15 protein-coding genes, 1 tRNA gene, 1 pseudogene and 1 riboswitch are annotated in these 20932 nt (G+C 72.7%); of the genes and pseudogenes, 11 read left to right on the top strand and 6 right to left on the bottom strand.

Features of this window, described 5'->3' with window-relative positions:
• Positions 1–41 precede the first annotated feature (41 nt).
• The 3 genes and pseudogenes from AC4BDD_RS08655 to AC4BDD_RS08645 all read right to left on the bottom strand — a co-directional run bounded on the left by AC4BDD_RS08655 (position 42) and on the right by AC4BDD_RS08645 (position 4347).
• Positions 42–1499, bottom strand: coding sequence for a penicillin-binding transpeptidase domain-containing protein (locus tag AC4BDD_RS08655; RefSeq protein ID WP_490690393.1), 1458 nt, complete (start codon positions 1497–1499; stop codon positions 42–44).
• Positions 1500–1783: 284 nt separating this feature from the next.
• Positions 1784–3139, bottom strand: a pseudogene (locus AC4BDD_RS08650) (FtsW/RodA/SpoVE family cell cycle protein); the annotation flags it as partial.
• A 290-nt stretch (positions 3140–3429) separates the two neighbouring features.
• Positions 3430–4347, bottom strand: coding sequence for a LysR family transcriptional regulator (locus AC4BDD_RS08645; RefSeq protein ID WP_490690392.1), 918 nt, complete (start codon positions 4345–4347; stop codon positions 3430–3432).
• A gap of 147 nt (positions 4348–4494) precedes the next feature.
• Here AC4BDD_RS08645 and AC4BDD_RS08640 point away from each other — a divergent pair, with 147 nt between their 5' ends.
• Positions 4495–5823, top strand: a complete 1329-nt coding sequence (locus AC4BDD_RS08640; RefSeq protein WP_490690391.1) for an MFS transporter — start codon at positions 4495–4497, stop codon at positions 5821–5823.
• A gap of 78 nt (positions 5824–5901) precedes the next feature.
• Here the strand turns inward: AC4BDD_RS08640 and AC4BDD_RS08635 are convergent, their stop codons facing one another.
• Positions 5902–6651, bottom strand: a complete 750-nt coding sequence (locus AC4BDD_RS08635; protein WP_490690390.1) for a thioesterase II family protein — start codon at positions 6649–6651, stop codon at positions 5902–5904.
• 401 nt (positions 6652–7052) lie between these two features.
• Here AC4BDD_RS08635 and AC4BDD_RS08630 point away from each other — a divergent pair, with 401 nt between their 5' ends.
• Complete coding sequence (locus AC4BDD_RS08630) at positions 7053–7286, top strand: hypothetical protein (protein WP_490690389.1); 234 nt, start codon at positions 7053–7055, stop codon at positions 7284–7286.
• A gap of 233 nt (positions 7287–7519) precedes the next feature.
• Here AC4BDD_RS08630 and AC4BDD_RS08625 read toward each other — a convergent pair whose 3' ends face one another.
• A complete protein-coding gene (locus AC4BDD_RS08625; protein WP_490690388.1) occupies positions 7520–8704 on the bottom strand; it encodes a transglycosylase family protein in 1185 nt (394 codons plus the stop codon).
• Between the two features lie 3 nt (positions 8705–8707).
• A riboswitch (cyclic di-AMP (ydaO/yuaA leader) is annotated at positions 8708–8888 on the bottom strand.
• A 772-nt stretch (positions 8889–9660) separates the two neighbouring features.
• A tRNA-Arg gene (locus AC4BDD_RS08620) sits at positions 9661–9732 on the bottom strand.
• Positions 9733–9955: 223 nt separating this feature from the next.
• Between AC4BDD_RS08620 and AC4BDD_RS08615 the strand changes: the two genes are divergently transcribed.
• From AC4BDD_RS08615 to rpmE, 9 genes are all read left to right on the top strand, one after another.
• Positions 9956–10390 carry a response regulator gene (locus AC4BDD_RS08615; RefSeq protein WP_490691710.1) on the top strand — a complete coding sequence of 145 codons (435 nt, stop codon included), beginning with the start codon at positions 9956–9958 and terminating at the stop codon, positions 10388–10390.
• A gap of 88 nt (positions 10391–10478) precedes the next feature.
• Positions 10479–11564 carry an ArgS-related anticodon-binding protein NrtL gene (nrtL, locus tag AC4BDD_RS08610; RefSeq protein WP_490690387.1) on the top strand — a complete coding sequence of 362 codons (1086 nt, stop codon included), beginning with the start codon at positions 10479–10481 and terminating at the stop codon, positions 11562–11564.
• A gap of 26 nt (positions 11565–11590) precedes the next feature.
• Entirely contained in the window at positions 11591–12982 is a 1392-nt protein-coding gene (gene lysA / locus AC4BDD_RS08605; protein WP_490690386.1) for a diaminopimelate decarboxylase, read from the top strand.
• 91 nt (positions 12983–13073) lie between these two features.
• On the top strand, positions 13074–14366 hold the full coding sequence (locus AC4BDD_RS08600) for a homoserine dehydrogenase (RefSeq protein ID WP_490690385.1): 1293 nt from the start codon (positions 13074–13076) through the stop codon (positions 14364–14366).
• A 59-nt stretch (positions 14367–14425) separates the two neighbouring features.
• Positions 14426–15496 (top strand): threonine synthase, encoded by a 1071-nt coding sequence (thrC, locus tag AC4BDD_RS08595; protein ID WP_490690384.1) that lies wholly within the window; start codon positions 14426–14428, stop codon positions 15494–15496.
• 328 nt (positions 15497–15824) lie between these two features.
• Entirely contained in the window at positions 15825–16739 is a 915-nt protein-coding gene (thrB, locus tag AC4BDD_RS08590) for a homoserine kinase (protein WP_490690383.1), read from the top strand.
• Between the two features lie 421 nt (positions 16740–17160).
• The gene (gene rho / locus AC4BDD_RS08585) at positions 17161–19254 is read left to right on the top strand and encodes a transcription termination factor Rho (RefSeq protein WP_490690382.1); all 2094 of its coding nucleotides are present in this window, start codon (positions 17161–17163) and stop codon (positions 19252–19254) included.
• Positions 19255–19486: 232 nt separating this feature from the next.
• The gene (locus AC4BDD_RS08580; protein WP_490690381.1) at positions 19487–20569 is read left to right on the top strand and encodes an LCP family protein; all 1083 of its coding nucleotides are present in this window, start codon (positions 19487–19489) and stop codon (positions 20567–20569) included.
• 122 nt (positions 20570–20691) lie between these two features.
• The gene (gene rpmE / locus AC4BDD_RS08575) at positions 20692–20916 is read left to right on the top strand and encodes a 50S ribosomal protein L31 (RefSeq protein ID WP_135339212.1); all 225 of its coding nucleotides are present in this window, start codon (positions 20692–20694) and stop codon (positions 20914–20916) included.
• Positions 20917–20932: the final 16 nt, after the last annotated feature.

The following is a 20932-nucleotide window of genomic DNA, read 5'->3' as shown; positions in this document are numbered from 1 at the left end:
GACGCCCACCGGACATCCCCAGGCGCCCTGGCGGGAACCCTCTAGTCGTGCAGCCCGGCCCGGAGCACCGCGCGGGCGATCGGTGCCGCCTCCGTCCCGCCGGTGGTGTCCTCGCGGCGGACGTGGGCGTGCTCCACGACCACGGCGACCGCGATCGCCGGTGCGGACCTGCCCTGGCGCTGCGCCCAGCCGATGAACCAGGCGTACGGCGGGGCGGCGTTGCGCGGGCCGTGCTGGGCGGTGCCCGTCTTGCCGCCGACGACCGCGCCCGGCACGGCGGCCCTGCCACCGGCGCCCCGGGTGACCACGTCGACCATCATCCGCCGCAGCTCGGCGGCGGTCCGCCGGGTCATCGGGCGGTGCCAGACGGTGGCCGGGGTGGTCGCCAGCGGGAAGCCGCGCGTATCGGTGAGCCGGTCCACCAGACGCGGCCGCATCAGCGTGCCGCCGTTGGCCACGGCGGCGGCCACCATCGCCATCTGCAGCGGGGTGGCCGCGGTGTCGTACTGGCCGATCGCCGACAGCGCCAGCTGGGCGTCGTCCATGCGGGTGTCGAAGGTGCTGCGGGCGACCCCGGACGGAATGGTCAGCCGGGAGTCGTTGAAACCGAATTCCTCGGCGGTGGCGACCATCCGGCGCAGCCCGGTGCGGACCGCGAGGCGGGCGAAGACCGAGTTGCAGGAGCGGGTGAACGCCCGGCGCAGCGAGGCCCGCGCGCAGCCGCGCGGCAGGTCGCGAAGGCGGGTGGCAGTGCCGGGCAGCCGGTAGGGGCTCGCGGTGTCGGTCGGCGCGCCCGCGTCGGTGACCGTGCCGTGCTCCAGCGCGGCCGCCGCCGTGACGACCTTGAAGGTCGAGCCCGGCGGATAGGTCTGCCGCAGTGCACGGTTGAGCATGGGCTGCCCGGCGTCGGAGGCCAGCCGGGTCCAGGCCCGGGTGGTCCTCGGCCCGTTGCCGGACAGCTCCCCGGGGTCGTACGAGGGGGTGCTGACCAGGGCCAGGATCCTTCCGGTGGCCGGTTCCAGGGCGGCCACCGCACCCGTGCGGCGGCCCAGCGCGGTGAACGCGGCCCGCTGCACCGCCGGGTCGATGGTGGTGCGGACCTTGCCGCCGGAGGGATGGGTGCGGGTGAGGGTGTACCACAGCGGGAGGAGGGCCAGCCGCGGATCGGAGCCGGAGAGCACCGCGTCCTCGGCGGCCTCCAGCTGCGAGGTGCCGTACAGCTGCGAGGAGTAGCCGGTCACCGGGGCGTAGAGGGGGCCCTGGCGGTAGGTGCGCTCGAAGCGCAGCCGCTGCCCGGTGTCCAGGGAGCCGGTGACGGGCTTCTCGCCGGCCAGGATGTCGCCGCGCGGCTGGCTGTAGCGGGCGATCGCCGCCCGCCGGTCGGCCGGGTTGTGGGCGTAGCTCTCCGGGGTGAACGCCTGGATGCGGCCGACGCAGACCAGCAGCGCGATCAGCAGCAACAGGCAGAACGCCCGCAGGCGGCGGATGCAGCGGCTCACGCGCGCGACTTCCGGACCGGGCGGCGGGGGCCGCCGCGCCGGCCGGGCGGGTCGTCGGGCGGGCCGGGCGCGCGGTCGGGCAGGGTGCGCCGGGCGGACGAGCGGTCACGCAGGGTGCCCTGGGCAGACGAGCGGTCGCGGGGGCCGCGCGTGGCCTGCGGGCCGCCGGGGGCGTGCCCGTCACCGGGACCGCTGCCCGGTCCGCCGGGCCCGGGCGTCCGGACGCGCCGGACGCGCCGGTCGGACGGGCCGGGCGGGCCGGGCGGGCGACCGCGCCGGCCGGGCAGGCGCTCGTCCTGGTCGCGCGCCGCGCTGTCGCTCACCCGGATGAGCAGCGCGACGATGATCCAGTTGGTGACCACGGACGAGCCGCCCTGCGCCAGGAAGGGCATGGCCATGCCGGTCAGCGGGATCAGGCCGGTCACCCCGCCGGCGATCACGAAGACCTGGAGCGCCAGGATGGACGCCAGGCCCACCGCCAGCAGCCGGCCGAACGGGTCGCGCAGCGCGAGCCCGGCGCCGTAGCCGCGGGCCACCAGCAGCGCGTACAGCCAGAAGAGCGCGGTCAGGCCGGTCAGGCCCAGCTCCTCGCCGACCGTGGCCAGGATGAAGTCCGACTTCATGGCGAAGCCGATGAGGGAGGAGTGCCCCTCGCCGAGTCCCGCCCCCAGCACCCCGCCGGCCGCGAACGAGAAGAGCGACTGGGCGAGCTGGCCCGCGCCCTCACCGGCCGCGCCGGCGTGGGCCAGCGGGTGCAGCCAGTCGTGTACCCGCCCGTGGACGTGCGGTTCGACGGCGGCCGCGGCGGCGGCGCCGGCGGACGCCAGCAGCAGGCCGATCGCGAGCCAGCCGATCCGGCCGGTCGCCACGTACAGCATGATCACGAAGAGGCCGAAGAAGAGGAGCGAGGTGCCCAGATCCCGCTCCAGCACCAGCACCCCCACGCTGACCAGCCAGATCGCCACCACCGGCCCGAGCACCCGGCCGGGCGGCAGCCGCAGCCCCCAGACCCGGCGGCCGGTGTACGCCAGCGCGTGCCGCCCGGCGGCCAGATAGGCGGCGAAGTAGACGGCCAGCAGCACCTTGGCGAACTCACCCGGCTGGAAGGAGAGCCCGGCGAAGCGCACCCAGATCTTGGCGCCGTTGAGGGCGGGGAAGAAGATCGGAACGGTCAGCAGCACCAGCGCGGTGGCCACGCAGATATGGGCGTACCGCTGGAGCACCCGGTGGTGGCCCAGCCCCAGCACCACCCCGATGAACAGCGCCACGCCGAGGGTGGACCACACCAGCTGGGTGGGGGCCGCCGACTCGCCGGGGGTCGCCTGGTCCAGGCGGTAGATGAGCACCAGCCCGAGGCCGTTGAGCAGCACGGCGATCGGCAGCAGCAGCGGATCGGCGTGCGGGGCGCGGATGCGGACCGCCAGATGGGCGATGAGCGCCAGCACGCCGAGCCCGGCCCCGTACCGGGCGGCGTCCGGCGGCAGGGCACCGGTGGTCGCCAGGCCGACCTCGGCATAGCCGCAGACCGGGATCAGCACGGCCCCGACGATCAGCGCGAGCTCCACACCACGGCGGTGGGACGGCAGCCGGAGCGGTGCGGGGCGAGCGTCGGCGGTCGCGTCGGTGGTCGTGGCGCCCATGACGGGAATTTAGCAAGCGGTGCGGCGTGTGTCCCTTTATGCGGGGAACGGGGCACCTATGCCGGGAAAAGGGGCCATGGCCTGACGTGCTTTCCGCGTACGGGCGACGGCCTGACGTGCCGTCTGTGCAGGGGCAGCGGCTTGACGTGCCGTCCGCGGAGATTCCCGGCCGGGACGGGCCCGGGCCGGGGTGGTCCGCGTACCGTACGGGCCGCGTGTGGTCCGGCGGCGTACGGCACGGGCGCGTAGGGCATGGCCGCGTGCCGCACGGCCGTGCACCGTACGGGCCGTCAGGCGGTCGGGGCCGGGGCGGTCCGGTCGGCCACCACCCGGCTGAAGGCGCGTACCCGCTCGGTCTCGTCCGCCCGCCGCCACACCAACCCCAGCGTGGACTCCGGCAGCCCCTCCACCGGCACGAACGTGATGTCGCGACGCCCGTGGTACAGCGCGGTGGGCGCGCAGAACAACATCGCGCCCCGGCCCGCCGCGACCGAGGTCAGCCCCTCCTGCACGGTGTGCACCTCCGGCCCGCGCTCCACCAGGTGCCCGCCCGGAGTGCGGGTCGGGGCCATGAACTCCCGCCAGTACCGCGGCGCGGGACCCGCCGGGGATATCAGCCGGCAGTCCGCGAGCTGCTCCGCGTCGACCGAGGGGAGGCCGGCGAACGGGTGCCGCACCGACACCGCGAGCGTCTGCGGCTGCCGGGAGAACGACGGGCCCAGGACCAGGTCCGGCTCGGCCACCGGCAGACAGACGATGGCCGCGTCCACCGCCCCGCCGCGCACCGAGCCGAACGGATCGCCCAGCGGGATCTCCACCGTGTCCACCTCGCAGTGGGGATAGCGGTCACGGAAGTCCGTGATCATGCCCAGCACCCGCTCGTCGGCGGTGCCCTGGAAACCGAGCCGCAGCCGCCCCTCCAGCCCGCGCGCCGAGCCGCGCGCCGACTCCACCGCCTGGCACAGCGCGGCATACGCGGGGCGCACCTCGGCCAGGAACCGCTCGCCGAGCGGGGTCAGCCGCACCCGGCGGCTGGTGCGCTCCACCAGCATGGCGCCGATCCGCCGCTCCAGCGAGCGCAGCAGCTGGCTCACCCGGCTCTGCGACACATACAGCCGCTCGGCGGCGTGGCCGAAATGCAACTCCTCACTGAGCACGAGAAAGCACTCCAGCTCGCGGATCTCCAGACCGCCGCCCCCGCCTGCCACACGCCCTCCCTGCCCACTCCTCGGCGCCACGCCGTTCCTGGTGCGGCGTGGCACTTTCAGCCGCCACGCGCGATCGATGAGTGTCACTCATAGAAGGGTGAGAGCTTCGGCGTTGTTCCCCCCAACGCACGGCTGTTCGCTGGAAACATGCCCAACAGCCCTCATGTCACCCCTCCGCTCCCGCACTCCGACCACCCGCAGACCGCCGGATCCCCCACCGGATCCCCCGCGGGGACCGCCGGGTCCGCCGGGTCCGCCGGGTCCGCTGGGACCACCGGACCCACCGGAACCCCCGGCTGGCCGGCCGTCCTCGCCGTGGCCGTCGGGATCTTCTCCGTCGTCACCACCGAGATGCTGCCGGTCGGCCTGCTCACCTCCGTCGGCTCCACCCTCGACGTCTCGGACGGCACCGCCGGGCTCGCGCTCACCGTTCCGGGCCTCGTGGCCGCCCTCTCCGCACCGCTGCTGACGGCGGCCGTCGGCCGGCTGGACCGGAAGCTGGTGCTCTGCGGACTGATGGGGCTGCTGGCCGTCGCCAACCTGGTCTCCGCGCTCGCGCCCGGCTTCGCCGTATTGCTCCTCGCCCGCGTGCTGGTGGGCGTGAGCATCGGCGGCGTGTGGTCGATCGCGGGCGGCCTCGCGGTGCGGCTGGTGCCCGAGCGGTCGGTCTCCACCGCCACCTCGCTGATCTTCAGCGGGGTCGCGATCGCGTCGGTGCTCGGCGTGCCCGCCGGGACGCTGATCGGCGACCTCGTCGGCTGGCGGATCGCCTTCGCGCTGGTCGGGGCGCTCGCCCTGGCCGTGCTCGTGGCCATGGCACTGCTGCTCCCACCGCTGCCCGCCGGGGCGTCGGTGCGGCTGCGGGACGTGCCCGGGCTGTTCCGGATACCTCGGCTGCGGGCCGGACTGCTGGTCACCCTGCTGCTGGTCACCGGGCACTTCGGCGCCTACACCTATGTGCGGCCGGTACTGGAGGACGTCTCCGGGGTGGGCTCCGGCCTGATCAGCACGCTGCTGCTGTGCTACGGCGTCGCCGGCATCGGCGGGAACTTCCTGGCCGGCTCGACGGCGCACCGGGATCCGCGCCGCACCATGATGGCCCTGTGCGCGCTCGTCGCCGCCGCCGAACTGCTGGTCCCGGTGGCGGGCCGGACCACGGCCGGCGCCACCGCGCTGCTGGTGCTGTGGGGGGTGGCGTACGGAGGGGTGTCGGTGAGCAGCCAGACCTGGGTGCTGGACGCCGCCCCGCAGGCCCGCGAGGCGGCGTCCGCCCTCTTCGTCGGCGTGTTCAACCTGGCGATCGCGCTCGGCGCGCTCCTGGGCGGGCAGGCCGCGGACCGGACGACGCTTTCCGGCGTGATGTGGAGCGGCGGCGCGCTCGCCGCCCTGGCACTCCTCATCGCGACCCTCCCGAGCCGCCGCCCCGCGCCCACCGCGCCCACCGCGGCCACTGCGCCCACCGCGGACGGTGCCTGACCGCGCCGGGGCCCCGGGGGCGGCCTCAGGCCGTCCCTGATGCCCCGGCCCGAGGCCGGCCTCGCCCCAGGCGAGCGGTCAGCGCTGCCGCAGCCTGGCGGCGACCAGCTCGGTGACCGCGGGCACCTGCTCGGTGAGGAAGAAGTGCCCGCCCTCCAGCGTCACCAGCTCGAACTCACCGGTGGTGTGCTTCTCCCAGTCGCGGGCCTCGTCCGCGGTGACCTTCGGGTCCTCCGCACCGGTCACCGTCACCACCGGGCAGCTCACCGCCGCGCCGGGCGCGCACCGGTAGGTCTCGATGGCCCGGTAGTCGGCGCGCAGCGGCGGCAGCGCCATCTCCAGCAGCTCCGGGTTCTTCAGCACCGCCGCGTTGGTCCCGCCCAGGGACTTCAGCTCCTCCACCACACCGGCGTCGTCGCGCAGATGGACGTCCTCGTCGTCCCGGTAGCGGGACGGCGCCCGGCGCCCGGAGGCGAAGATCACCTCGGGCTTCACCCCGAGCCGGTCCTCCAGCCGCAGCGCTACCTCGAACGCCAGCACCGCGCCCATGCTGTGGCCGAAGAGCGCCAGGCGCCGGTCGGTCAGGCCACTGATCGCGGGAAAGACGGCGTCGGCGAGCTCCCCGAGGTCACCGATGCACGGCTCCCGGTAGCGGTCCAGCCGCCCCGGGTACTGCACCGCCTGCACCTCGATCTCCGGGGCCAGTGCCCGCGCCATCGGCAGGTAGTAGCCGGCCGACCCACCCGCGTACGGGAAGCAGACCAGCCGCACGTCGCTCTCCACGGCCGGCTGGAATCGCTGCAGCCACGCGCCGGCGTTGCTCGTCATCGTGTACATCCCCCTCACTCCGGCCCGGTGCCATGTGCCCGGCCGGACTTGCCTGTTCATGACGGACGGTACGGGGCCGGACGCTCGGCAGGCCACTCAGGGTGGTGATCCACTCGCATTCCGGGCCGTACCGGCAGCATCGTCGCCACCGGACGCCGCCTCGCCGGACGCTGCCCCGGAGGGCGCAGACCCCGCGCAGGCGCAGACCCCGGGAGGCAGCCGGGCACCGGGGAGGCCGCCGGCCCCGGGCAGGGCGCAGCCCCCGGGCAGGGCGGCAGGAGGGCGCCGCAGACGCTCCGCCCGGCCGGCCGCGAAACGCCTGGATGGCGCAACGGGCGGGAGGTCGGGCCTGCCGAGTGGGATCCTGATGGCAGGGGACTCGTGTCCGGGGAGTGAGCCCGATGGCAGTGAGTATGTACGTGGTCTGGAGCACCGCCGAGCCGGGGCGCGTCATCTATGAGACGCACGCGATCGAGGCGGTGGCCGATCGCGCCGGCGTGCACGCGGAGGTCATGAGCGAGAGCCATGAGGTCCCGCTCCGCAGCCGGGCGCACGCCCGGTCCATCGCGGAGGCGGAGGGGTACGAGCTGCGCGGCGAGGGCGACGCCTGGGAGAGCCTCCCCGAGGACGGCTGACCACCGCCCGCGCTCGGCCGCCCCCTGTCAGGCCCCGGAAACGCCGAAGGTGCCCGGCCTCCCGCGCGATGGCGGGAAGCCGGGCACCTTCTCGGCTATGAGGAACCCTCGCCCATGAGGAGCCCTCGGCCATGAGGAACCCCTGGCGACGAGGAAACCTCGGCTGCTAGGCGACGCTCAGGCTCGACGAAGCGACGCTCAGGGTCGAGCCGCGCCGTGACGCGTGCCGGTGCTCAGATGCTGACGCCGTGGGCGCGCAGGTACGCCAGCGGGTCGATGTCCGAGCCGTAGTCCGGGCTGGTGCGGACCTCGAAGTGCAGGTGCGGGCCGCTGCTGTTTCCGGTGGTGCCGGAGAGGCCGATCTGCTGGCCGCCGGTCACGGTCTGGCCGGCCGAGACGGTCAGCGAGGACAGGTGCGCGTACTGGCTGTACTTGCCGTCGGCGTGCCGGATGACGACCTGGTTGCCGTAGGCGCCTCCCCAGCCGGCGGAGACGACCTCGCCCGCACCGATGGCCTTGATGCTGGTGCCGGTCGGGACCGGGAAGTCGACGCCGGTGTGGTAGCCGCTGGACCAGGCGCTACCGGCCTGGTGGTACGGGGTGCCCATGGGCGCGTTCACCGGGGCGGTGAAGCCGGAGGTGGAGGGGGTCGCGGTCTGCGCCGGCGCGGCGGGCTTCGGGGCCTCCTGCTTGGGGGCCGCGTGCCGCGGCGCGGCGTGCTTGGGAGCCGCGTGCTTGGGACCCTGGCCGTTCAGCGACAGCCGCTGGCCCGGGAAGATCAGGTTCGGGTCGTCCCCGACGACCTCGCGGTTGGCCTCGTACACGGCCTCCCAGCCGCCGTCCACGTCGTGGGCGGTGGCGATCTTGGAGAGGCTGTCACCGCTGACCACGGTGTACGCGCTCTCCTGCGCCGGCGCGGCGGGCTTCGCGTGCTTCGGACCGGCCTTGGGCGCGGCCACCGGGGCCGGGGCGGCGGGCTTCGCCGGGGCGGGGGCCGCCTCCTGCTTCGCGCCGTCCGGGGCGATGAGGGGGGCGGGGCCGCCCTGGGCGAGACCGGCCTTCACCGAGCACACCGGCCAGGCACCCGGGCCCTGCTCGGCGAGAACCTTCTCGGCGATCGCGATCTGCTGGTCCTTGGTGGCCAGGTCGGCGCGCGGCGCGTAGTCCAGGCCGCCGAAGGCCTCCCAGGTGGACTGCGTGAACTGCAGGCCACCGTAGAAACCGTTGCCGGTGTTGATGCTCCAGTTGTTGGTGCTCTCGCACTCCGCGACCTTGTCCCAGGTGTCGACGGAGGCGGCGTTCGCCGAGGTGGCACCGACGAACGGAAGGGCCACACCGGCGCCACCCGCGGCAAGTGCGAGGGAAACCTTGGCAATTCGGCCCGGGTTATAGCGACGATGGCGTCCGCGTGCAGACATAGGGGTTTTCCTCTCCTACGCCTGCGAGGTGAGCTGTCGGGTTCGGGCTGGAGTTGCCCGGCCGCGTGACGAGCGGCAACCTGCACGCCGCAAACGCGTCTTCACCCCAAGCCGGCCGCACTGAAGCGCGGTTCGGCACTTACCTGGTTCCCCCGCTCCCGCCGTGATGCGTCGTGGTTACTCCTCCGCCGGCGGCAGGATTAGGCGCTCCGGCTTCGGGCCCCTGAGCAGTGATTGCTGTGGGAGCGGGCGCCACCGTAATCAGAAGAATTTCCCCGCCACAAGCTGCGTGACATGGGCAGAAGATCCATCGCAGATCAATTCCGGAAATTACCGCTGCTTTATGTCACGCTGCGCTCCGGATCTCTTCCGCAACGAAATGGAGATCTTGCAGACCGCCGCCAGGGAAAAGCGCCCCGTGACGAAACTGACGGAATGTGTCCGGGGTGCCACGACCCGCCACAGGTTTACTCGGTATTCCGTGACCTCGGTCACCAGCGCCCGCCATAAGCGCATGAGGTGCCAAAAGTCCGATTTGGGCAATGAGTTGGAGAGTGCCGGGTGATCGAGCCCCGGACAAACTCCCGCATACCCACCCCAAAGCCCTCGGCCCTTCGATGAGTGGGCCGCCACCTGACGGCCCGTCTGTTCCCCTTGAACCGGGACAAACTGGTCGGCGTCGACCCATGTGACCGCGAAACCGGTCGGGGGATCCGGACCCGCGCATGCGACGACGACGCCGACCAGCGTCCGCCGACCCCCGGCCCGACACCAAGGGGTCATGCCCTCCTCACCGCCATGACGTATCGCGGCGGCGGAGTGTGACAGCCATCGAACGACAGCCGGCCGGAAGGGATGGAAGGCTCCTCGGCGCACCGGCTCGCCGCGCACATACGCAAAGACCCCGCGATCAGCGTTTCCGCTGACGGCGGGGTCTTGTGGCACCTACTACGAGGTGCCCCCGGCAGGATTCGAACCTGCGCACACGGCTCCGGAGGCCGTTGCTCTATCCCCTGAGCTACGGGGGCTTCGTCGCTGCTTCTCGCGGCGACGGGTAGAACACTACCAGCTTCTCGGGGGTGATCAGGAACGTGTATCCGCGGCAGGCAGCCGCCGGACAGTGAGCGCTTTCTTTACCGCACCCGAGGCGGCTGCGGACCGAGGTCGGCCGAAGGTCCCCCGCACGTGGCGGAAGTGGGCAAAACCCGGACGCGGCCCTGGCGGCGCGCCTACTCTTCGAGTGTGCCTGGCATGACCGGCCGGGTCCTTGTGGTCGACGACAACAAGGTCATCCGGCAGCTGATCAGGGTCAACCTTGAGCTTGAGGGTTTCGAGGTCGTGACCGCGGCCGATGGTGCCGAGTGTCTGGAGATCGTGCACCAGGTCCGGCCCGATGTGATCACCCTCGATGTCGTGATGCCGCGGCTCGGCGGCTGGCACACGGCCGCGCTGCTGCGCGCCGACGCGCGTACCCGCCACGTCCCGGTGGCGATCATCAGCGCTTGCTCGCCGCCGGAGTTCGAGGGCGGCCGGGCGGCGGGGGTGGACGCGTTCCTGGAGAAGCCGTTCGAGCCGGTCGCGCTGGTCCGGCTGGTGCGGGAGCTGATGAGCGGGGCGCAGGGGCGCGAGCTGCCCGGTGCGGCCGCGGCGGGGGACGCGGCCCCGGTCGTCGGCCCCACCGGCTGAGGTTCGGGTCGGCCTCTGCGTCCCCGAGTCGTCCCGAGGAGCGAAACCGGTTCGCGGAGGTACCCCCTCTCTCCCATACGCTTGTCCCGTGACCCCCGCTCAGCTGTCCCGTTCCGTGCTGCACGCCGTGCATCGCGCGGTCGCGGAGGGTGCCCTGCGCGTGCCGGTGCCCGAGAAGGCGCAGGTGGAGCGGGCGCGGCCGGGTGGCTGCGGGGATTACGCGAGCAGCATCGCGCTGAAGTTGGCCGGGCCCGCCGGGCTGCCGTCCCGGGAGGTCGCGGAGATCCTGCGGTCCCGGGTGGCCGGGCTCCCCGGCATCGGCCGCGTCGAGATCACCGGGCCGGGCTTCCTCAACTTCACGGTGGCCGGGGCGGACCGCGCCGAGCTGGTGCGGGCCATCCGGAGCCAGGGCCCCCGCTTCGGGTACGGGACCGGTCTCGCGGGTCAGGAGGTGTGGTTCGCGCCCGCCGATGAGCTGCGCGCCCAGGTCGTGACCGAGACCGTCGTCAGGCTGCTGCTCGCGCAGGGAGCGGTCGCCGGAGCCCTGCCGGACCACGCACCGAGCGCCCCGGACCAAGCACTGCGCGCCGGCGGCGAGCGGGTGCGCGTGCGGGCGATGGCCCGCGACGCGGGGGAGGTGTTCGGGCTGCTCGGTGAGGACGCGGCGCGCTGGGCGCTGCTGCGGCCCGCCGCGCCGGACGCCCCGGTGCTCGACCCGGCCCGGCTGCTGGCACAGCGCGAGGCCAACCCGCTCTTCCGTATCCGGTACGCGCACGCCCGCACCCGGGCACTGCTGCGCAACGCCCGCGATCTGGGCATCGAGACCACCGTCGAGATCCCCATCGATACCGGCGTCGAGACCGGCAGCGGCGCGACGACGGACGGCGGCGCCTACGCCGAGCCCGCCGCGGCCGAGCTCATCGGGCTGCTCGGCGAGTATCCGCGCGTCCTCCAGGCCGCCGCCCGGCACCGTGCGCCCGACCGGCTCGCGCGCCACCTCGAAGCCCTCGCCGACGCCTTCTTCCGCTGTCACGACGCCTGCCCGCCGCTGCCGCGCGGTGACGAGAAACCCTCGGCCGCCCACCGCTCCCGGCTGGCTCTCGCCGACGCCGCCGGGACGGTGCTCGCCGGTGGCCTGTCCCTGCTCGGCATCAGCGCACCCGAATTTCTCTGAGAGATCCGAGAGAGCAGAGTTACGAGATGAGCCGTTCCGCCCACCCCGCCGGACCCCGCCACGCCGATGTGCTGCCCGACGGCCACTACACCGCCCCGCCCGCCGACCTCAACGAGCTCGACCCCAAGGTGTGGGCCAAGACCGTCACCCGCGGCGCGGAGGGCGCCGTCACCGTCGGCGGACTGGATGTCCGGGCCCTGGCCGAGGAGTTCGGCACGCCCGCCTACTTCCTCGACGAGGACGACTTCCGCAGCCGCTGCCGGGCCTGGCGGGAGGCGTTCGGCGACGAGGCCGACGTGTTCTACGCCGGCAAGGCCTTCCTGTCCCGGGCCGTGGTCCGCTGGCTGCACGAGGAAGGGCTCAACCTCGACGTCTGCTCCCCGGGTGAGCTGACCTGCGCGCTGGCGGCCGGGATGCCGCCCGAGCGCATCGCCCTGCACGGCAACAACAAGTCGGCCGCGGAGATCGAGCGGGCGATCGAGGCCGGGGTCGGCCGGATCGTGCTCGACTCCTTCCAGGAGATCGTGCGGGTGGCGCACATCGCCCAGCGGCTCGGCACTCGCCAGCGGGTGCAGATCCGGGTCACCGTCGGCGTCGAGGCGCACACCCACGAGTTCATCGCCACGGCCCACGAGGACCAGAAGTTCGGCATCGCCCTGGCCGACGGCCAGGCCGCCGAGGCGGTGCGCCGGGCGCTGACCCTGGACGGGCTGGAGCTGGTCGGGATCCACTCCCACATCGGCTCGCAGATCTTCGACACCTCCGGCTTCGAGGTGGCCGCGCACCGGGTCGTCGGCCTGCTCAAGGAGATCCGGGACGAGCACGGCGTCGAGCTGCCGGAGATCGACCTGGGCGGCGGCCTCGGCATCGCGTACACCTCCGAGGACGACCCCCGCGAGCCGCACGAGATCGCCAAGGGGCTGCGGGACATCGTCACCCGCGAGTGCCAGGGGGCCGGCCTCGCGGTGCCCCGGCTCTCCGTCGAGCCCGGCCGGGCCATCGCCGGACCCACCGCCTTCACCCTCTACGAGGTCGGCACCGTCAAGGAGCTGCCGGGGCTGCGCACGTACGTCAGCGTGGACGGCGGGATGTCGGACAACATCCGCACCGCGCTCTACGACGCCGAGTACTCCGTCGCGCTGGCCTCCCGGACCTCCGCCGCCGAGCCGATGCTCGCCCGGGTCGTCGGCAAGCACTGCGAGTCCGGCGACATCGTCGTGCGGAACGCCTTCCTCCCCGCCGACCTGGCACCCGGCGACCTGCTCGCGGTGCCGGCCACCGGCGCCTACTGCCGCTCCATGGCGAGCAACTACAACCACGCGCTGCGCCCGCCGGTTGTCGCGGTGAAGGACGGCGAGGCGCGAGTGATCGTCCGGCGCGAGACCGAGGAAGACCTCCTCCGTCTCGACGTCGGGTAGCAAGAAATCTCGAATACTGGACCAGGGCACGGAAAGCCCAGTCCGGTGAGTGAGACTGGTGAACCACCTGATGGATGAGAAACGAGGTCGGATGATGCGTACGCGTCCGCTGAAAGTGGCGCTGCTGGGCTGTGGAGTGGTCGGCTCCGAGGTAGCGCGCATCATGACGACGCACGCGGACGACCTCACGGCCCGGATCGGCGCCCCGGTCGAACTGGCCGGGATCGCGGTCCGGCGTCCCGGGCGGGTGCGCGAGGGCGTGCCCGCGGAGCTGATCACCACCGATGCCACCGCGCTGGTCAAACGCGGCGACATCGACGTGGTCATCGAGGTCATCGGCGGCATCGAGCCCGCCCGCGGCCTCATCCGGACCGCCTTCGAGCACGGCGCGAGCGTGGTCTCCGCCAACAAGGCGCTGCTGGCCGAGGACGGGGCGGCGCTGCACGCCGCCGCCACCGAGCACGGCGCCGACCTCTACTACGAGGCGGCGGTGGCCGGAGCCATTCCGCTCGTGCGGCCGCTGCGCGAGTCGCTCGCCGGTGACAAGGTCAACCGGGTCCTGGGCATCGTCAACGGCACCACCAACTTCATCCTCGACAAGATGGACACCTCCGGCGCCGGATACTCCGAGGCGCTGGACGAGGCCACCGCGCTGGGTTACGCCGAGGCCGACCCCACCGCCGACGTCGAGGGCTTCGACGCCGCGGCCAAGGCCGCGATCCTGGCCGGAATCGCCTTCCACACCCGCGTGCGCCTCGACGACGTGTACCGGGAGGGCATGACCGAGGTCACCGCCGCCGACTTCGCCTCCGCGAAGCAGATGGGCTGCACCATCAAGCTGCTCGCCATCTGCGAGCGCGCCGCCGACGGCCGGTCCGTCACCGCCCGTGTGCACCCCGCGATGATCCCGCTCAGCCACCCGCTGGCCTCCGTCCGCGAGGCGTACAACGCGGTCTTCGTCGAGGCCGAGGCCGCCGGTCAGCTGATGTTCTACGGACCCGGGGCGGGCGGCTCGCCGACCGCCTCCGCCGTCCTGGGCGACCTCGTCGCCGTCTGCCGCAACAAGCTGGCCGAGGCCACCGGGCCCGGGGAGTCCGCGTACACCCGGCTGCCGGTGAGCCCGATGGGCGAGGTGGTCACCCGCTACCACATCAGCCTCGACGTCGCCGACAAGCCCGGTGTGCTGGCGCAGGTCGCCACGGTCTTCGCCGAGCACGGGGTGTCCATCGACACGGTGCGGCAGCAGGGCAAGGACGGCGAGGCGTCGCTGGTGGTCGTCACCCACCGCGCGGCCGACGCCGCGCTCTCGGCGACGGTCCAGGCGCTGCGCAGCCTGGACACCGTCCGCGACGTCGCCAGCATCATGCGCGTCGAAGGCGAATAAGGCGCGTCCGGGGATCAGGAGCCAGAGGAAACATGAACGCTATTGCAGATTCCGCCCGAATGACCGGCTCCCGTTGGCACGGCTGGCGGGGCATCATCGAGGAGTACCGGGACCGCCTCCCGGTCAGCGAGTCCACCCCGGTCGTCACGCTGCGTGAGGGTGGCACCCCGCTGGTGCCGGCGCAGGTGCTCTCCGAGCGCACCGGCTGCGAGGTGCACCTGAAGGTCGAGGGCGCCAACCCCACCGGGTCCTTCAAGGACCGCGGCATGACCATGGCCATCACCAAGGCCAAGGAGGCGGGTGCCCAGGCGGTCATCTGCGCCTCCACCGGCAACACCTCCGCCTCCGCCGCCGCCTACGCGGTGCGCGCCCAGATGGTGTGTGCCGTGCTCGTCCCGCAGGGCAAGATCGCGCTCGGCAAGCTCGGCCAGGCGCTGGTGCACGGCGCCAGCATCCTCCAGGTCGACGGCAACTTCGACGACTGCCTGACGCTGGCCCGCGAGCTGTCCGAGAACTACCCGGTGGCGCTGGTCAATTCGGTGAACCCGGCCCGGATCGAGGGGCAGAAGACGGCCTCCTTCGAGATCGTCGACATGCTCGGCGACGCGCCGGACATCCATGTGCTGCCGGTGGGCAACGCGGGCAACATCACCGCCTACTGGAAGGGCTACAAGGAGTACGCCGCCGACGGCCTGGCCTCCCGTACGCCCCGGATGTGGGGCTTCCAGGCCTCCGGCTCGGCACCCATCGTGCGCGGCGAGCCGGTCAAGGACCCGCACACCATCGCGACCGCCATCCGGATCGGCAACCCGGCCTCCTGGTCCTTCGCCGAGCAGGCCCGCGACGAATCCGGCGGCCTCATCGACGAGGTGACCGACCGTCAGATCCTCGCCGCGTACCGGCTGCTCGCCGCGCAGGAGGGCGTCTTCGTGGAGCCCGCCTCCGCGGCCAGCGTGGCCGGCCTGCTCAAGGCCGCCGAGCAGGGCAAGGTCGACCCGGGGCAGCGGATCGTCTGCACCGTGACCGGCAACGGCCTCAAGGACCCGGACTGGGCCGTCGCGGGCGCCCCGCAGGCCGTCCCGGTCCCGGTGGACGCCGCCGCGGCCGCCGCCCGCCTGGGCCTGGCCTGACCGGCGCGGCCGGTGCGGGGCCGCCGCCCCGCACCGGCCGCCCGGCCGCCTCGAAGGCCGCCAAGCGCGGCGACACGCCGGGTCAACAGCGTCGACTTTCGGACAGAAGCACGGGAGGCGTGCGACACGCATCGTGCGCCTCCCGTGCGCCCTGTGTCGCGGCAGAACCCACCTTCGATAGGCTGTACTGAATCCGCCCCGACGCAGAGACCCGGCCGGTGTCATGTCTGCGCGCGTCGCCGTATCTCGGTTCACGGCCCTCGGCGGTGTTCCGTACCTCTTCGGATTCGAAAAAAACCGCTGTCACACCAAGGAGAGTCATCGAGCGATGGCCGGTCCAGCGTTCCGCGCCGCCGCCGTCCGGGTGCGCGTTCCCGCCTCCAGCGCCAACCTCGGCCCCGGCTTCGACGCCTTCGGCCTGGCCCTGGGGCTCTACGACGACGTCGTGGTCCGGGTCGCCGACTCCGGCCTGCACATCGACATCGCGGGTGAGGGGGCGGACACCCTCCCGCGGGACGAGAGCCACCTGCTCGTACGGTCCCTGCGCACCGCCTTCGACCTGCTCGGCGGGCAGCCGCGCGGTCTGGAAGTGGTGTGCGCCAACCGCATCCCGCACGGCCGCGGCCTCGGCTCCTCCTCCGCCGCCATCTGCGCCGGCATCGTCGCCGCCCGCGCCGTGACGATAGGCGGCGCCGAGCGGCTCGACGACCAGGCGCTGCTGGAGCTGGCCACCGAGATCGAGGGCCACCCGGACAACGTCGCCGCCTGCCTGCTCGGTGGCTTCACCCTCGCCTGGACGGACGCCGGCGCCGCTCGGGCCGTCCGGATGGATCCGGTGGATTCCATCATTCCGGTGGTCTTCGTGCCCGGGAAGCCGGTGCTGACCCAGACCGCGCGCGGGCTGCTCCCGCGGTCCGTACCGCACGTCGACGCGGCGGCGAACGCCGGCCGCGCCGCCCTGCTCGTGGAGGCCCTGACCAGGCGTCCCGAGCTGCTGCTGGCGGCCACCGAGGACCGGCTCCACCAGGAGTACCGCGCTCCGGCGATGCCGGAGAGCCTGGCCCTGGTCAACCGACTGCGCGCGGACGGGGTCCCCGCGGTCATCTCCGGCGCCGGGCCCACGGTCCTCGCGCTGGTCGAGGACGGTGCGGCCGAGAAGGTCGCGCTGCTGGCGGGCGAGGGGTGGGCGGCCAACCGGCTGACTCTCGACGCCCAGGGGGCGAGCGTCCTGCCGCTGGCCTGACACCGCGGCGCCGGGGCGGGCCCGTCCCGGCGCGGAACGCGACAGCCGGTCTTTGAGAGGGGGAATGTTTGTTGGATCCGGTAGTGTTAACCTCAAGTCTGCACATGAAGCCTCGCGATGCCGATGGTGAATGGCCTCGCAGGCGAAGTGCATCAGTGTCCCCCTCCGGGACCACCCTTCTTCCGGGAGCCTCCCCGACTGCCTGAGCAGCCTGCCTGAGCAGTTTCGAGCACGCTCCGGAAATGGCGTGACGGACCTCCATGAAAGTCTTGCCGTCCCGCCGGAACCATGAATTGATCTTTCCGCCGCACCCCGGCGGACCACCGCCCCGGCCCGGTCCGCACGACACAGACCTCAGCCGGACAGCACAACCGGTCGCCGAGCCAGACAGGCCGACGCCCGCTCCAGGGAAGGACCCTTCGTGAGCGACACCACCGATCTGATGGGCGTGACCGCCGACAGTTCCGTCGGCAATGCCGCCGCGCCCGCCACGGACGCTCCCGCCGCGCCTGCCACCGGTGCTGCGCCCAAGCGGCGCCGCTCGGGCACCGGCCTTGACGCCATGGTCCTGGCCGAGCTCCAGCAGGTTGCCTCCGGCCTCGGCATCAAGGGCACCGCGCGGATGCGTAAGAGCCAGTTGATCGAGGTCATCAAGGAAAAGCAGGCCGGGGGCGCCGGCACCGCCAAGCCCGCCGACGCCACCGCGGGGGCGGCCGCCGCCGAGGCCGCGACCAAGCCGAAGCGCCGGACCACCTCCAGGACCCGTACGGGTGAGGACGCGGCCGGCAAGGCGGCGCCGGAGAAGGCCGCGAAGCCGGAGAAGGCCGCCGAGAAGGCCACCGGCCAGCAGCAGATCGACATCCCGGGCCAGCCGTCCAAGGTGTCGGCCGAGACCGGCGAGGAGCAGCCGGCCGGCGAGCGCCGCCGCCGTCGGGCCACCGCGCCCACCGGCAGCCCCGAGGCCACCGAGGCCCGGGCGGAAGCCGCGACCGACGTGAAGGTCGAGGCCCGGCCGGAGACCAAGGCCGAGGCCGCGGTCGACACCGCCGAGGGCAAGGCCGCCAAGGGCGAGCGCGGTGAGCGCGGCGAGCGCGGCCAGAAGGGCGAGCGCCGTGAGCGCGGTCAGCGTGAGCGTGGCGAGCGCGGTGAGCGTGGTGAGCGCGGTGAGCGTGGCGACCGCCGGGGCGGCAAGGGCGAGGACGGCCAGCAGGGCGGCCGCCAGCAGCGTGACGGCCGCGCCCAGGGCCAGCCGCGTGCCGAGGAGGACGACGACTTCGAGGGTGGCCGCCGTGGCCGCCGCGGCCGCTACCGCGACCGGCGTGGCCGCCGCGGCCGCGACGAGTTCGGCGCCGGCGAGCCGCAGGTGGCCGAGGACGACGTCCTGATCCCCGTCGCGGGCATCCTGGACATCCTCGACAACTACGCCTTCATCCGCACCTCCGGCTACCTGCCCGGCCCGAACGACGTGTACGTCTCCCTCGCCCAGGTCCGCAAGAACGGCCTGCGCAAGGGTGACCACGTCACCGGCGCGGTCCGCCAGCCCCGCGAGGGCGAGCGGCGCGAGAAGTTCAACGCGCTGGTCCGCCTCGACTCGGTCAACGGCATGGCGCCCGAAACCGGCCGCGGGCGACCGGAGTTCGGCAAGCTCACCCCGCTGTACCCGCAGGAGCGGCTGCGCCTGGAGAGCGACCCGGGCGCGCTGACCACCCGGATCATCGACCTGGTCTCGCCGATTGGCAAGGGCCAGCGTGGTCTGATCGTGGCCCCGCCGAAGACCGGTAAGACCATGATCATGCAGGCGATCGCCAACGCGATCACCCGCAACAACCCCGAGTGCCACCTGATGGTCGTCCTGGTGGACGAGCGTCCGGAAGAGGTCACCGACATGCAGCGGTCGGTCAAGGGCGAGGTCATCTCCTCGACCTTCGACCGCCCGGCCGAGGACCACACCACCGTCGCCGAGCTGGCCATCGAGCGCGCCAAGCGTCTCGTCGAGCTGGGTCACGACGTGGTCGTCCTGCTGGACTCGATCACCCGTCTGGGCCGTGCGTACAACCTCGCCGCCCCGGCCTCGGGCCGCATCCTGTCCGGTGGTGTCGACTCCACCGCGCTCTACCCGCCGAAGAAGTTCTTCGGTGCCGCGCGGAACATCGAGGACGGCGGCTCGCTGACCATCCTGGCCACCGCGCTGGTCGAGACCGGCTCGCGCATGGACGAGGTGATCTTCGAGGAGTTCAAGGGCACCGGCAACATGGAGCTCAAGCTCGACCGGAAGCTCGCCGACAAGCGCATCTTCCCGGCCGTGGACGTCGACCCGTCCGGCACCCGCAAGGAGGAGATCCTCCTCGCGCCGGAGGAGCTGAGCATCGTCTGGAAGCTCCGCCGGGTGCTGCACGCGCTCGACTCCCAGCAGGCCATCGAGCTGCTGCTGGACAAGATGAAGCAGACGAAGTCCAACGCGGAGTTCCTGATGCAGATCGCCAAGACCACCCCGACCCCGGGGAACGGCGACTGACCTGCTGATGTTTCCGCCCGAGGGCCCCGCTGTCACCGACAGCGGGGCCCTCGGCCGTACGATCACTGAGATCTGCCACACCGCTGCGACACCTCTTGGCGACACCGCGGAATCCGGGCCGCGCGCAACCCCGGCGCTCACCTCGCCGTCTCATCAGTCGGCGAAACCGACAAAGCGACATCACGCCTGACCGTGAGGGCAGGGAGCCTGGGCGTCGAGAACAGAGGAGCACATGGCCGACGAGAGCAACAGCAGAGGGCGCAGGGCCCTCCGGGTGACCGTGTGGACGCTGGCGGGCCTGCTGATCCTGGGCGCCGGAGGTCTGGGCTACCTCTACTTCCGCTTCAACGGGAACCTCTCCAGCGTCGACATCAACTCGGCCCTGGGCCGTGACCGCCCCAAGGACGTCGACAACGGCTCGATGGACATCCTCGTCCTCGGATCCGACTCGCGCGCCGGCAAGAACCGCAAGTACGGCGAGGACGAGGGCACCGCCCGTTCCGACACCGCGATGGTCGTGCACGTCTACAAGGGGCGTCAGCGAGCCGGGATCGTCTCCATCCCGCGCGACACGCTGGTCAAGCGGCCGGAGTGCGCCAAGACCGGCAAGGCGGGCGAGCGCGGCGAGACCGTCCCCGCGGCCCGCCGGGCGATGTTCAACAGCGCCTACGAGACGGGCGGCCCGGCCTGCGCGGTCAAGACCGTCGAATCGATGACCGGCATCCGGATGGACCACTACCTGGAGGTCGACTTCGCCGGCTTCCGGAACCTGGTCGACGAGCTCGGCGGCGTGGACATGACGACCACCAAGCCGATACACGACCGCAAGAGCCACCTGTATCTGCCCGCCGGCGAGCACACCCTCAACGGCGAGCAGGCCCTCGGGCTGGTGCGGACCCGGCACGGCGTGGGCGACGGCAGCGACCTGGGCCGGATCAAGCTCCAGCAGGCGTTCATCAAGGCGCTGATCGACCAGATCAAGGGCGTCGGACTCTTCAGCAGCCCGACGAAGCTCTTCGGCCTGGCCGACGCCTCCACCAAGGCCCTCACCACCGACTCCGAGCTGGCCTCGGTGGACAAGCTGCTCGACTTCGCCAAGGGGCTCAAGGGCATCGAGTCGAACGACATGCGCATGGTCACGCTGCCGGTGGCCTACGACCGGACCGACCCCAACCGGGTGCGGCCGATCGACTCCAAGGCGAAGCGGATCTGGCGGGCGCTCCGCGCCGACCGGCCGATCCCGAAGTCCGCCACCCGGGGCTCGGCGGCGGAGGAGGTCGACGCCGGGAGGGTCGTCCGCGCGGGCCGGGAATAACTCCGCACCACCCCCGGTTTTGGGGGATACGGCCAGTCCTGGCAGACTGGTACGTCGGCCCCGGTTCACGTCAGGCAATCGGCCTGTCGACCCGGCGCCCTCCCGAGTCATAGGAGAAACCCTTGAAGCGCGACATCCACCCGGAGTACGTCGAGACGCAGGTCAGCTGCACCTGCGGCGCCTCGTTCACCACTCGTAGCACCGTCGCCGACGGCACCATCCGTGCCGACGTCTGCTCCGAGTGCCACCCGTTCTACACGGGCAAGCAGAAGATCCTCGACACCGGTGGCCGTGTGGCGCGGTTCGAGGCCCGCTTCGGCAAGCACGCCGGGTCCGCCAAGAAGTAGCGACCCACATCGCGCC

The sequence above is a fragment of the Streptomyces sp. JLBT605 genome, from assembly GCF_058215555.1.
This window is presented reverse-complemented; position numbering and strand designations above follow the sequence as displayed.

Bases quoted from the DNA above. Each gene is read 5' to 3' on its own strand.
- AC4BDD_RS08625 (WP_490690388.1), bottom strand. From the start codon at position 8,704: ATGTCTGCACGCGGACGCCATCGTCGCTATAACCCGGGCCGAATTGCC.
- AC4BDD_RS08640 (WP_490690391.1), top strand. From the start codon at position 4,495: ATGCCCAACAGCCCTCATGTCACCCCTCCGCTCCCGCACTCCGACCAC.
- AC4BDD_RS08635 (WP_490690390.1), bottom strand. From the start codon at position 6,651: ATGACGAGCAACGCCGGCGCGTGGCTGCAGCGATTCCAGCCGGCCGTG.
- thrB (WP_490690383.1), top strand. From the start codon at position 15,825: ATGGCCGGTCCAGCGTTCCGCGCCGCCGCCGTCCGGGTGCGCGTTCCC.
- AC4BDD_RS08600 (WP_490690385.1), top strand. From the start codon at position 13,074: ATGATGCGTACGCGTCCGCTGAAAGTGGCGCTGCTGGGCTGTGGAGTG.
- AC4BDD_RS08615 (WP_490691710.1), top strand. From the start codon at position 9,956: ATGACCGGCCGGGTCCTTGTGGTCGACGACAACAAGGTCATCCGGCAG.
- lysA (WP_490690386.1), top strand. From the start codon at position 11,591: ATGAGCCGTTCCGCCCACCCCGCCGGACCCCGCCACGCCGATGTGCTG.
- AC4BDD_RS08630 (WP_490690389.1), top strand. From the start codon at position 7,053: ATGGCAGTGAGTATGTACGTGGTCTGGAGCACCGCCGAGCCGGGGCGC.
- AC4BDD_RS08580 (WP_490690381.1), top strand. From the start codon at position 19,487: ATGGCCGACGAGAGCAACAGCAGAGGGCGCAGGGCCCTCCGGGTGACC.
- thrC (WP_490690384.1), top strand. From the start codon at position 14,426: ATGACCGGCTCCCGTTGGCACGGCTGGCGGGGCATCATCGAGGAGTAC.